Origin of the sequence: Gluconacetobacter diazotrophicus PA1 5, from assembly GCF_000021325.1 — a bacterium.
Lineage (GTDB): Bacteria > Pseudomonadota > Alphaproteobacteria > Acetobacterales > Acetobacteraceae > Gluconacetobacter > Gluconacetobacter diazotrophicus.
The window spans coordinates 298,238-310,492 of sequence record NC_011365.1 but is presented as its reverse complement, the minus strand read 5'-3'; the positions used below and the strand labels follow the sequence as shown (position 1 = coordinate 310,492).

General features: G+C 68.8%; 12 protein-coding genes. 7 read left to right on the top strand and 5 right to left on the bottom strand.

Annotated features, from left to right (window positions below; genetic code table 11):
- Positions 1-2: 2 nt before the first annotated feature.
- Both GDIA_RS01435 and hemF read right to left on the bottom strand, forming a co-directional pair.
- Positions 3-1,097, bottom strand: coding sequence for a substrate-binding domain-containing protein (locus tag GDIA_RS01435; protein WP_012225760.1), 1,095 nt, complete (start codon positions 1,095-1,097; stop codon positions 3-5).
- A gap of 160 nt (positions 1,098-1,257) precedes the next feature.
- A complete protein-coding gene (gene hemF, locus GDIA_RS01430) occupies positions 1,258-2,160 on the bottom strand; it encodes an oxygen-dependent coproporphyrinogen oxidase (RefSeq protein WP_012225759.1) in 903 nt (300 codons plus the stop codon).
- A 139-nt stretch (positions 2,161-2,299) separates the two neighbouring features.
- Here hemF and GDIA_RS01425 point away from each other — a divergent pair, with 139 nt between their 5' ends.
- From GDIA_RS01425 to GDIA_RS01415, 3 genes are read left to right on the top strand one after another with little or no spacing between them, the layout of a single operon-like run.
- Complete coding sequence (locus GDIA_RS01425) at positions 2,300-3,553, top strand: cytochrome b (protein WP_012225757.1); 1,254 nt, start codon at positions 2,300-2,302, stop codon at positions 3,551-3,553.
- Positions 3,550-4,311 (top strand): cytochrome c1, encoded by a 762-nt coding sequence (locus GDIA_RS01420; RefSeq protein WP_012225755.1) that lies wholly within the window; start codon positions 3,550-3,552, stop codon positions 4,309-4,311. Before GDIA_RS01425 ends, GDIA_RS01420 begins: the two co-directional genes overlap by 4 nt.
- Entirely contained in the window at positions 4,301-5,218 is a 918-nt protein-coding gene (locus tag GDIA_RS01415; protein ID WP_012553046.1) for an S-methyl-5'-thioadenosine phosphorylase, read from the top strand. Before GDIA_RS01420 ends, GDIA_RS01415 begins: the two co-directional genes overlap by 11 nt.
- 6 nt (positions 5,219-5,224) lie before the next feature.
- On the opposite strand, the gene GDIA_RS01410 is transcribed toward GDIA_RS01415, so the two are convergent.
- Positions 5,225-5,887, bottom strand: coding sequence for a dienelactone hydrolase family protein (locus GDIA_RS01410; protein ID WP_012225752.1), 663 nt, complete (start codon positions 5,885-5,887; stop codon positions 5,225-5,227).
- Here GDIA_RS01410 and GDIA_RS01405 point away from each other — a divergent pair.
- Positions 5,886-6,131 carry a DUF4169 family protein gene (locus tag GDIA_RS01405; RefSeq protein WP_231854088.1) on the top strand — a complete coding sequence of 82 codons (246 nt, stop codon included), beginning with the start codon at positions 5,886-5,888 and terminating at the stop codon, positions 6,129-6,131. The two genes, GDIA_RS01410 and GDIA_RS01405, sit on opposite strands and share 2 nt — an antisense overlap.
- Positions 6,132-6,135: 4 nt before the next feature.
- Here GDIA_RS01405 and GDIA_RS01400 read toward each other — a convergent pair whose 3' ends face one another.
- A complete protein-coding gene (locus GDIA_RS01400) occupies positions 6,136-6,396 on the bottom strand; it encodes an usg protein (protein WP_012225750.1) in 261 nt (86 codons plus the stop codon).
- A gap of 268 nt (positions 6,397-6,664) precedes the next feature.
- Between GDIA_RS01400 and GDIA_RS01395 the strand changes: the two genes are divergently transcribed.
- The 3 genes from GDIA_RS01395 (at position 6,665) to GDIA_RS01385 (ending at position 9,130) form a co-directional block, all read left to right on the top strand.
- Positions 6,665-6,955, top strand: a complete 291-nt coding sequence (locus GDIA_RS01395) for a co-chaperone GroES (RefSeq protein ID WP_012225748.1) — start codon at positions 6,665-6,667, stop codon at positions 6,953-6,955.
- A 54-nt stretch (positions 6,956-7,009) separates the two neighbouring features.
- The gene (gene groL, locus GDIA_RS01390; RefSeq protein WP_012225747.1) at positions 7,010-8,653 is read left to right on the top strand and encodes a chaperonin GroEL; all 1,644 of its coding nucleotides are present in this window, start codon (positions 7,010-7,012) and stop codon (positions 8,651-8,653) included.
- A gap of 273 nt (positions 8,654-8,926) precedes the next feature.
- Complete coding sequence (locus GDIA_RS01385; RefSeq protein WP_012225746.1) at positions 8,927-9,130, top strand: cold-shock protein; 204 nt, start codon at positions 8,927-8,929, stop codon at positions 9,128-9,130.
- A gap of 12 nt (positions 9,131-9,142) precedes the next feature.
- Here GDIA_RS01385 and GDIA_RS01380 read toward each other — a convergent pair whose 3' ends face one another.
- The gene (locus GDIA_RS01380) at positions 9,143-12,151 is read right to left on the bottom strand and encodes an ATP-dependent DNA helicase (RefSeq protein ID WP_012553045.1); all 3,009 of its coding nucleotides are present in this window, start codon (positions 12,149-12,151) and stop codon (positions 9,143-9,145) included.
- Positions 12,152-12,255 lie beyond the last annotated feature (104 nt).

Below are 12,255 nucleotides of genomic sequence, written 5' to 3'. Positions count from 1 at the left end.
ACTTATCCAAGGCGCCAGTTCGGCGCGTGGGAGGCCAGCCAGCGGCGCAGGGTCAGGACGGCGGAAGTCTCGCCGGTCATGTCCCGCAGGTGGGGCGCGCAATCCGTGCCGGTGACCAGCTTGCGGCCGTTGCCGTTCATCAGGGTATCGACCGCGCCGTGGGCATCGGCCGTTGCCATGGCATGACGCCAGCCCGCGACCTGCGCCGGCGGGGTCAGCATCGGCAGCACCAGCGCCACGTCCAGCGACGCGGCGGCGGCCACGACCTTCCACGCCTCGTACAACAGGCCGTCCGGCGGGTGCCCCCGTTCCTGGGCGAAGCGTTCGGCCAGGGTCGGCACCGTGTGGCCCTGCGCGGTCATCCGCACCGTATCCGACAGGGTGAACAGCGGCGCGGCGCCACTCTGCCCCAGCGTGTCGAACATCGCGGCCAGCGCCTGGGGGGACATGGGGTCCGAAACCTGCACCACGTCCACCTTGCCGTCGCGCAGGGCCGCCAGCGCATCCTGGCGGCTGGCGAAGCCCGCGACGGGGATGGGGCGCAGGCCGAACAGCGCCATCGCCAGCACGGTGGCCAGTTCCACCCCGGTATCGGCCGATACCGCGATGCGCACCGGCCGGTCGCGCATCAGGTCGCGAAAGGTGCGGTGCAGTTCGGCGCGGCCCACCACCACGGGCGACACCAGGCTGAGCATCAGCGGAACCCACCGGCCGAAATCGAAATGGGCGCGCGGATCGCCCGCCAGCGACGCGACAAGCGCCGCGCCGGGCACCAGCAGCGCCGTGGTGCCGTCCGGCACGGTCTGGGTGTCGAACAGGTTGGCGCCGGTCACCCCGTCCTGCCCGCTGGTCAGGTGCATGCTGACCGGCCGGGGCGCATCCAGGCCCTGCGCCAGGGCAGGGGACAGGACGGTGCCCCACTTGCCCGCCACGCTGTCGGCGTTTCCGGCAACCAGCAGGGTCGGGTCGGCAATGGTGCCACCGGCGGGGACGATGTCGGCGATGCGCGTCAGGCCCCTGGCCGCGCGGGCCGGCGGCAGGCCGGCCAGGAGCGCAAGACCCGCCGTGGCGAGGAAATGGCGACGGCGCATGGTCATCTACGCCCGACCGGGTGGCGCAAACAGGACAATAACGGGCCGGGCAACGGGCAAGGGCGGCATCTCCAACGCAGGGGCCACTGCAGCGCGTATGTCGCGCCGAAATGGGGCAAGTCTATGGCAGGTGCCGGGGGTCCCCCTCGGCGGCGAGTGCGGGACTTTACGGCCAGCGGACCTCGGGGGGAAGACTCATCAGGATCGCCTCGGTATTTCCACCGGTCTTCAGGCCGAACAGCGTGCCGCGATCGTGCAGCAGGTTGAATTCCACATAGCGGCCGCGCCGGACCAGTTGCGCCTCGCGTTGGTGGGCCGTCCACCGTTCGCCCATGCGGTGGCGCACGATGGCCGGATAGGTTTCCAGGAACGCCAGCCCGACATCCCGGGTGAAGGCGAAATCGGCCGCTTCGTCCCCGCTGTTCAGCCGGTCGTAGAAGATGCCCCCCAGGCCGCGCGCCTCGCCCCGGTGCGGCAGGAAGAAGTATCTGTCGCACCATTCCTTGAAGCGCGGATAATAGGTTGGGTCATGCCGGTCGCAGGCGGCGCGGAACCCGGCATGGAACCGGGCGGCGTCGGCCTGGGCCTCGGCGCTGTCGGGGAACATCGGGGTGATGTCGCCGCCGCCGCCGAACCAGCCCTGGGTGGTGACGATCAGCCGCGTGTTGAAATGCGCGGCCGGGACCAGCGGATTGCACATATGGGCGACCAGGCTGATCCCGGTGGCGAAGAAGCGCGGGTCCTCGGCGGCGCCGGGGATCGAGGCGCGGAATTCCGGGCTGAACGTGCCCTCGACCGTGGATACGTTGACGCCCACCTTCTCGAACACCCGGCCGCGCATCAGGCTGATGACGCCGCCGCCGCCGGGGGTTCCGTCGTCATTCGTGCGGTCCCATGCCGTGCGCTGGAATGCGCCCGGGGCGGCGTGGCCGGGCAGGGCCTGCACGCTGTCGGCATCCTGCTCGATTCGCTCGAACGCCGCGCAGATCCGGTCGCGCAGCCCTTCGAACCAGGTGCTGGCCTCGGCCTTCAGCAGGTCGTGGGGGACGGGCGCGCGGGTCTCGGGCATGGTCGGGTCATCTCATGCGATTGGGGGGCAACGGCCCTACCGGTGCCCGTTCGCGCGGACGATTGCAAGAAGCCCCCCCTGCCCGGTAAGGAGTGCGAAAGACACCGCACCGTCCCGTGCGGCACGGAAGGATGGATGAATGACGGATTCAGGTTCCGGAGACGCAACGGATCAGCGGGGCGGGACCGGCGTGCTGGCATGGGTGGACGCGCGGCTGCCGGTCGTCACGGGGTTCCGCCACGAATATATCGACTACCGGACCCCGCGAAACCTGAACGGGCTGTGGAATTTCGGCGCGATCCTGACGGTGGTCCTGCTGGTGATGCTGGCCACCGGGATCTTCCTGGCCGTCAACTACACGCCGACCGCCGCCGGCGCCTTCGCGTCGGTCGAGGCGATCGAGCGCCAGTTGCCCAGTGGCTGGCTGCTGCGGTCGATCCATGTCACCGGTGCCAGCCTGTTCCTGGCGGCGCTCTATATCCATCTGTTCCGGGGCCTGTATTACGGGTCCTACAAGCGCCCGCGTGAAATCCTGTGGCTGACGGGCCTGCTGCTGCTGGTCATGGTCATGTTCACCGCCTTCGCGGGATATGTGCTGCCGTGGGGGCAGATGTCGTACTGGGGCGCCGACGTGGCGGGCAAGGCCGTGGATGCGATCCCGTTCGTGGGCCCGTGGCTGGAACATTTCCTGCAGGGCGGCGACGCGCCGGGTGACGTGTCGCTGCACCGGTTCTTCGTCCTGCATTTCGTCCTGGCGTTCGCGGTGCTGGGCGTCGTGGTCCTGCATGTCGCGGCGCTGCACGTCACCGGGTCGAACAATCCGCTGGGGATCGAACCGAAGGGCCCGCGCGATACGCTGACCTTCCACCCCTATTATACCAGCAAGGACGCGCTGGGCATGATCCTGTTCGCGCTGCTGTTCGCCGCGCTGGTGTTCTTCCTGCCGCACGTGGTGTTCGAGGCGGAAAATTTCCGGCCGGCCAATCCGCTGCACACGCCGGCGGATATCGAACCGGAATGGTATTTCCTGCCCTTCTACGGAATGCTGCAATCGGTGCCGTCGAAATTCGGCGGCCTGCTGGCGGCCGTGGGGTCCATCCTGATCCTGTTCCTGGTGCCGTGGCTGGACCGCTCGCCGATCCGCTCGGCCCGGTTTCGCCCGTTCTACCGGGTGTGCATGGTGCTGCTGGTGCTGTGCTTCATCCTGCTGGGCTTCGTCGGCCGCCACCATGCCGAAGGCGGGTGGATGATCGCCGGGCGGATCGCGCTGGTCTATTATTTCGCGCATTTCCTGGTCCTGCTGCCGCTGTCGGCCCGGACGGAACGCCATGTCGTCCTGCCGGAAAGCATAGCCGCCGCCCAAGGGCACCACGCCACGGGGCACGACGCATGAAGAAGATACTGGTCGCGCCGCTTGCCGCGGCGCTGTGCCTGGCCGCGCCCGCCGTCCATGCCGCCCCCCATGCCCCGGCCCCCCATCAGGACTGGAGCTTCGACGGTCCGCTGGGCCGCTTCGACATGGCGGCGGTCCAGCGCGGCTATGCCGTCTATGCCCAGGTCTGTTCGGCCTGCCATTCGATGAACGCCGTGACCTATGGCGACCTCGGCGCCATGGGCCTGACGGACGAGCAGGTGCGCCAGATCGCGGCCGCCCAGTCCGTCCCGGGCGGAGTGGACGCGCAGGGCGAACCGGTCACGCGCCCGGCCACGGCGGCCGACCATTTCCGCAATCCCTTCCCCAGTCCCGAGGCCGCGGCCGCCGCCAACAACGGCACGCCGCCGCCCGACCAGTCGCGGCTGGCGCTGGTCTATACCGGCGGGCCGGACCGGATCTACGCGCTGCTGACCGGCTACCGCACGCCGCCCGCCGGCTACCGGCCCAGCCATCCCGGCGCGTTCTACAACCCGTACGCCGCCGACGGGGAAATCTCGATGCCGCCGCCATTGCATGACGGGCTGGTGGATTATGCCGACGGCACCCCGGCCACGACGGCGCAGGAAGCGCGCGACGTCACCACCTTCCTGGCCTGGGTGGCGCAACCCCATCTGGCGGAGCGCCATCGCCTGGGCATCCAGGTGACGCTCTATCTTCTGTTCCTCGCCGTGCTGGCGTTCCTTCTCAAACGGAGAATCTGGTCCGATGTCCATTAATCCCGCACCCAGCCCGTCCGACGCGGACGTGATCGAACCCGTCATCGGACTGATCGGCGGGTCCGGCCTGTATGACATCGACGGGCTGGAGGAAAAGGAATGGCGCACGGTGGAAACGCCGTGGGGCCTGCCGTCCGACCAACTCCTGTTCGGCCGGCTGGACGGAGTGCGCTGCGTGTTCCTGCCACGCCACGGGCGCGGGCACCCGATCCCGCCGTCGCGCCTGAACTACCGGGCGAACATCGCGGCGCTGAAGCAGTCGGGCGTGACCGACATCGTCTCGCTCTCGGCCGTGGGATCGCTGAAGGAGGAACTGCCGCCCGGGCATTTCGTCATCATCGACCAGTTCATCGACCGGTCCTTCGCGCGGGAAAAGAGCTTCTTCGATACCGGATGCGTCGCCCATGTCTCGATGGCCGACCCGCTCTGCCCGCGCATCGGCGACGCGCTGGAGGAAACCGCGCGCGGCCTGGGGCTGGACGTCACGCGGGGCGGGACGTACCTGGTGATGGAAGGCCCGCAATTCTCCACCCGGGCGGAAAGCAACCTCTACCGGTCCTGGGGCTGTTCGGTGGTCGGCATGACCAACATGCCCGAGGCGAAGCTGGCCCGCGAGGCCGAGATCTGTTACGCGACCGTCGCCATGGTGACGGACTACGATTGCTGGCACCCGGACCATGACAGCGTCACCGTGGATGCGGTGGTCAAGGTCATGCTGTCCAATGCCGATCGCGCCCGCGCGCTGGTCAAATCCGTCATTCCGGCCCTGGGCAGCCCGCGCGGCCCGTGCCGTGCCGGCTGCGACAGGGCACTGGAACATGCGCTGATCACCGCGCCCGACCGCCGCGACCCGGCCCTGCTGGCGAAGCTGCAATCCGTCGCGGGCCGGGTGCTGGCGCGGGGCTGATCCCGGCTAGAGGTTTTTTTCGAAGAAGGCCAGGCTGCGGGTCCGTGCCAGGGACGCGGCCTGGGCGTTGAAGCTGTCGCGTTCCGAACAGCCGAACCCGTGCCCCGCATCGGGGTAGGTGAAGATCGTGACCTCGGGGTGGGCAGCGCGGATGGCGGCGATGTCGGACATCGGGATCGATCCGTCGGTCTCGCCGAAATGCAGTTCCACCGGGCAATGGGGCGTCAGGTCCTTCTGTGCTGCGATCCCGGCGCCGTACCAGCCCACGGCGGCCGCGAACAGGTCGGTCCGGCACGCCGCCAGCCACGCCAGGGTCCCGCCCCAGCAATAGCCGATGATGCCGATCCGCGCGAGCCCCAGTGCCCGCGCGGCGGCGGTCAGGTCCAGCAGCGTCTCCTCGGGCGCGATCGCCGCCCGCAGGCGTAACCCCGTCTGCACGCCGTCGGAATCGTAGGCCAGTTCCACGTCGCGCTCCGCCCGGTCGAACAGGGCCGGCGCGATGACGCGATAACCGTCGGCGGCGAACCCGTCGCATACGGCGCGGATATGGGTGTTGACACCGAAAATCTCCTGCACCACCACAAGGGCGCGGGATGCGTCGGCGGGGCCGGCGAGGTAGGCCGATAAGGTATGGCCGTCCGATGCCGTCAGGCTGGTGATCGTACCCATGGACGAAATCCTCCTGCTTTCGAGTTTCTGGAAGAGTGCCGCCATGGCCGAAATCGTCAACCTGCGACAGGCCCGGAAACGCAAGGCCCGGGCCGACAAGGCGCGCGACGCCGCCGAAAACCGCGCGCTGCATGGCCGCACCCTGTCCGAACGCGCGCGCCGGAAGCAGGAAGCCGAACGGGCGGCGCGGACACTGGACGGCGCACGCCTGGACCCCGATCCGGGCGAACCCGGCCGGGACTGACCGGTCAATGCAGCGTGAGGCAGGTCCCGGCGTGGCGGATGGCGGGGGCGGCGATCAGGCCCTGCTGCGCCACCCGCACGGAATGCAGCCGTCCCTCGATCGACCGCGTCCAGAAATCGAGGAAGCGGCGCAATTCCGGGTAGGCGGGTGCGATGTCGAGGTCCTGCCAGATATAGGTCTGGAGCAGGACCGGGTGATCCGGCAGGCGATAGAGGATTTCGGCGGTCGTCAGGCGATAGTCGTGGAGCTGAAGCCGCAGGGTCATGGATGCCTCGCTGCATGATCGACAGGAACCGACAGAATCCAGCCTGCGTGACGCCTGGGCGGAAATTCAAGAAAAATTCTTTGTTCCCAAAAGATTGGCAGTCACCGGAAGAAAGTGCTGCCGATCCTTGACACGGACGGAGGGTGATCCTACCTGTTGCTGGCACTCTCGTGCGGAGAGTGCCAAAGCGATGCGGCCTGGCGCGCGCGCCAACCGGTGGCGTCGCTTATTCAAGGGCGTTACCTTTTTTGATGTGGAGCGATCCATAATGACCAATTTTCGGCCCCTGCATGACCGTGTGGTCGTCCGTCGCCTGACCGGCGAAGAGAAGACGGCCGGCGGCATCATCATCCCCGACACCGCCAAGGAAAAGCCGATGGAAGGCGAGGTCATCTCGGCTGGTCCGGGTGCGCGGAACGAGCAGGGACAGATCGTCGCCCTGGACGTCAAGGCGGGCGACAAGGTGCTGTTCGGCAAATGGTCGGGCACCGAAGTGAAGATCAATGGCGAGGAGCTGCTGATCATGAAGGAAAGCGACATCATGGGCGTGATCGCCTGAGGTCTCCCCTCCTTTTCCCTCTGATCGACAAGATTCCTACAGGAGAATTCTGATATGGCAGCCAAGGACGTAAAGTTCGGTGGTGACGCACGCCAGCGCATGCTGCGGGGCGTGGACATTCTGGCCGACGCGGTGAAGGTGACCCTGGGCCCGAAGGGCCGGAACGTCGTGCTCGACAAGAGCTTCGGCGCGCCGCGCATCACCAAGGACGGCGTTTCCGTCGCCAAGGAAATCGAACTGGCCGACAAGTTCGAGAACATGGGCGCCCAGATGGTGCGCGAAGTGGCGTCGAAGACCAACGACGTCGCCGGTGACGGCACCACGACCGCGACCGTTCTGGCCCAGGCCATCGTCCGCGAGGGTGCCAAGGCCGTTGCGGCCGGCATGAACCCGATGGACCTGAAGCGCGGCATCGACAAGGCCGTCATCGCGGTCGTCGAGGAGTTGAAGAAGAACACCAAGAAGATCACGACCCCGGCCGAAACGGCGCAGGTCGGCACGATCTCGGCCAACGGCGAGCATGAGATCGGCGAGATGATCTCGCAGGCCATGCAGAAGGTCGGCAGCGAAGGCGTCATCACGGTGGAAGAGGCCAAGGGCCTGCACACCGAACTGGACGTCGTCGAGGGCATGCAGTTCGATCGCGGCTATATCTCCCCGTATTTCATCACGAACGCGGAGAAGATGGTTGCCGACCTGGACAACCCCTACATCCTGATCCACGAAAAGAAGCTGTCGTCGCTGCAGCCGATGCTGCCGCTGCTGGAGAGCGTCGTGCAGTCCGGCCGTCCGCTGCTGATCATCGCCGAGGACGTCGATGGCGAGGCGCTGGCGACCCTGGTCGTCAACAAGCTGCGTGGTGGCCTGAAGATCGCCGCCGTCAAGGCGCCGGGCTTCGGTGATCGTCGCAAGGCGATGCTGGAAGACATCGCGATCCTGACCGGTGGACAGGTCATCAGCGAAGATCTGGGCATCAAGCTGGAGACCGTGACCCTGGCGATGCTGGGCCGTGCGAAGAAGGTCCGCATCGAGAAGGAAAACACCACGATCGTCGAGGGCGCCGGCGCGTCCGACGACATCAAGGGCCGTTGCGGCCAGATCCGCGCGCAGATCGAGGAGACCACCTCGGACTACGATCGCGAGAAGCTGCAGGAGCGTCTGGCGAAGCTGGCGGGCGGCGTCGCCGTCATCCGCGTCGGCGGCTCGACCGAGGTCGAGGTGAAGGAGCGCAAGGACCGCGTCGACGACGCGCTGCATGCGACCCGCGCCGCGGTCGAGGAAGGCATCGTCCCCGGCGGCGGCACGGCGCTGGCGCGTGCGTCCACCGCCCTGGGCAACCTGCATTTCCACAATGACGACCAGCGCGTCGGCGCGGAAATCATCCGCAAGGCCCTGCAGGCTCCGCTGCGCCAGATCGCCCACAACGCGGGCGAAGACGGTGCGGTCATCGCCGGCAAGGTGCTGGAAAGCAACGACTACAACTACGGCTTCGACGCCCAGATCGGCGATTACAAGGATCTGGTGGCTGCCGGTATCATCGACCCGACCAAGGTCGTGCGGACCGCGCTGCAGGACGCGTCGTCGGTTGCCGGCCTGCTGATCACCACCGAGGCGATGGTGGCCGAGAAGCCGGAAAAGAAGGCCCCGGCCATGCCCGCCGGTGGCGGCATGGGCGGCATGGGCGACATGGATTTCTAAGATCCATGAAACCGGTCCGGTGGCGGAATGCCGCCGGATCGGCGTCCGGTTACTCGGAAAAGAAGGCCGTCCGGTTTCGGGCGGCCTTTTTTTACGTTTTTTTTAAGAAATTCCCGCCGCTCGCATGGTTTGACAAGCGGTAACAATTTGTGCGCCCATGCGGGGACTGCATCGGCAGCGATCGTCGGCGGAACCGTCCGCCGGGGAGGCGTATCCGATGGACAGGTTATGTACAGATCGGCGGCAAGCCGGACAGCCAAGGATAGATCGACTATGGCGACGGGAACTGTGAAGTGGTTCAACGCGACCAAGGGCTTCGGATTCATCATGCCGGAAGATGGCGGCAAGGATGTGTTCGTCCACATTACGGCTGTCCAGGCGGCCGGGCTGCGCGGCCTGAACGAAAACCAGCGCGTCAGCTATGACGTGGTGACCGAGCGCGGCAAGGCGGCGGCTTCGAACCTCAAGCCGCTCTGATCGCGACCCGCATCAGGACGTGAAGGACGGGGAGGGCGGAAAACCGTCTTCCCCGTTTTCATGTCCGCGCAGGAAGGATTCCATGTCCCGCGCCACCTCGCCCAGCCCGGCGCGGCGCACGGCGACCCCCTCGGGGAACGCGGACAGCAGGCGCGACGGTGCGCGCCGGTCCAGCAGGACGAACACGCCGCGATCGGAACTGCTGCGGATCAACCGGCCGAAGGCCTGCCGCAGGCGCAGCCGCGCGATCCGGTCGTCATATTCGCCGGGCTGGCCGCGTGACAGGTGGGTCCGCCGTTCGCGATGCAGGATGTCCGGCCGGGGCCAGGGCACACGCTCGAACACCACCAGGCGTAGCGATCGGCCCGGCACGTCCACGCCATCGCGCATCGCATCCGTGCCCAGCAGGCAGGAATTGGCTTCGGAACGGAAGATGTCGACCAGGGTCGCATTGTCCATGCCGTCGACATGCTGGGCGTAGAGCGGGATCCCGGCGTCCTCCAGGGGCCGCGACAGGCGCTGGTGCACCGCGCGCAGGCGCGAGATCGCCGTGAACAGTCCCAGCCCCCCGCCGCCCGCGGCCTGGAACAGGGTCCGGTATGCCCCCGCCAGGGCGCCGATATCGTCGTGGGCCACGTCATTGACGATGAAGGCCCGGCTCTGCCGCCGATAATCGAACGGACTGGCCACCGCCGCCCGCAGGGCGGGCGAGGGCAGGTGGCTGGCGCCGGTCCGTGCCTCCGCCGCTTCCCAGGCGCGCTCGGCCTCGTCGCCGTCGCCGCGGCCGTTCTCGTCGCGCAGGGTGGCGGATGTCGTCAGGATGCCATGGGCGGGCGCCGCCAGGACCGCCGCGAACGGAATGGTTGGGTCCAGCCAGTGCCGGTGCAGGCCGACATCCTGCTCGCCGGGGCGCTGGCCCTCGCGCCGGTCCAGCCGGATGAAATCGATATGTTGGGGGGTGCCGCGTTCCGCCATCCCGCCGGGACCATCCTCCGGCCCCCCGATCGCGCGCAGCATGGCGACCCAGCCCTCGACACGGCTCAGCGCCCGGCGGCGCAGGGTACGGACCGCCGCCTCGATTCGCTCCCGCGTGGCGGAGTCCAGGTCTCCCGTATCGTCCTCCAGCCGTTCCAGCAGGCGCTCGACCAAGGTGCGCAGGGCGACGGCCAGCCGGTCCAGCGCGCGCGCCAGCGCCGCTGCCGCCGCCGGCAACGCGTCGGACAGGGGATGAAGGTCGCACTCGATGGCGCCGCCCCGGTGCCCCGTATGCCCCGGCTCGTTGGCGCGGGACCGGGCCAGGACCTGCCGCGCCAGCAGATGCAGCATCCATTCGCATGGATTGGGCAGGGTCGCGTCCGCCAGGACCGGCGCTGCCGGGACCGGTCCCGCCAGGGCCGGCATCGCTTCGTCCTCCCCGGCCTGCGGCACGGGTTCCAGGACCGGGTGCAGGGCATCGGCCAGCCTGGCGGACCAGCCGGGCGGGGGCAGGGCGTGCGCGGCCTGCAGGACGGCCTCCAGCGGTGCCTCCAGGCGCGGCTGGCCCACTACCAGATCGTCCAGCCGGCGCTTCAGGCCCCGCGCGCGTGACCGCGCGCCTTCCGCCCCCAGCAGCCAGCGGCGCAGTTCCGCCGCCTCCAGGCCCGACAGTTCCGTGGAAAACGCGCTGTCGGCGGCGTCCATCACGTGATGGCCCTCGTCGAAGACATAGCGGGTCGGGATGTTGTCCTCGTCCGCGCCGCTCTCGCCGTCCATCGCGTGCCATGCGGCCTGGGCCATCACCAGCGCATGGTTGGCGATCACCAGGTCGGCCTCGCGCGCGCGGCGGATCGAATGCTCGACGAAGCAGCGCTGGTAATGCGGACAGGCGCCATGGATGCACTCGCCCCGCCGGTCGGCGATGCCGGCCAGCAGCCCGCGCCCGAACAGGTCGCCGAACCAGCCGGGCAGGTCGCCGCCCAGCAGGTCGCCGTCTGCGGTGGCGCCGGCCCAGCGCGCGACCAGCGACAGCCCGATGATGGCACCGGAGGGGCCGCCCCGGCTGCCGGCCATGTTCACGGCTTCTTCCATGTTCAGCAGGCACAGATAGTTTTCCCGCCCCTTGCGCAGCACGACATGCCGCCGTCGCACCGCCGGGTCGGGATACAGGCGCGACAGTTCGCCCTCGATCTGCCGCTGCAGGTGCCGGGTGTAGGTGCTGATCCAGACGGCGCCGCCATTGCGCTCGGCCCACAGGCTGGCCGGCGCGACGTAGCCCAGCGTCTTGCCGGTGCCGGTCCCGGCCTCGGCCAGCACCATATGCGGGTCGCCACGGACCAGCCGGGGGGCGAAGGCGGCGCTGGCCGCGCCGGCGAAGTCGGCCTGACCCGCCCGGCTTTCCGCCTGCGGGCCCAGCATCTCGCCCAGCCGCCGCCGCGCGTCGGCGGCCGAAACCGGATGGTTGGCGGGGGCGGGGCGGGGGGCCGTGTCCTCCCATCTCGGCAGGCGGCGCCAGACGCGGATCGCATCGCCCGGTTGCAGGGCCTCGGGCGGCAAGGGGTGGGCCGCGCCCAGCGCCGCCAGCACGCTGCCGCCCCAGGCCCAGCCGGCGCGGTCCATCCGGATTGCCAGGGCCGCCATGTCCTCACCCGCCGGGGTCATGCGCAGCGCCGCCGCGCGATCCAGCAGGATATCGGCCAATTCGGGCAGCAGGTCGGCCTCGGCCGCGCCGATCCGGGCATCGTCCAGGTCCAGCGCCTGCGCCAGGCCCCGCACCGTGGGGGGAATAGTGCGGCCGGGCAGGACGAAGGTGAACAGTTCCAGCAGGTCCAGCCACGGCGTGGGCTGCGGCAGGGGGGGCAGGCCCAGCCTGCGGGCGGTCAGGGGCGCATGCACCACCAGCGGCGCCGGCCAGGCGCGCAGTTCGCGCACCGCTTCCTCGGCGGCCAGGGTCAGGACCTCGCCATCCGGCGTCAGCAGCGAGCACGAACCGTGGCGCGCCACCAGGGCGGGCGGCATGTCCGGGGAGGGAAGCGGGGCGGCCATGACAGGAACATATAGGGCACAACGCCCAGCCTGTCGCCCACCCAGCGGCCAATGCGCGATTATTCCATGGCGCCGATCGTGTATGGTGTGGATTGACCCGTTCC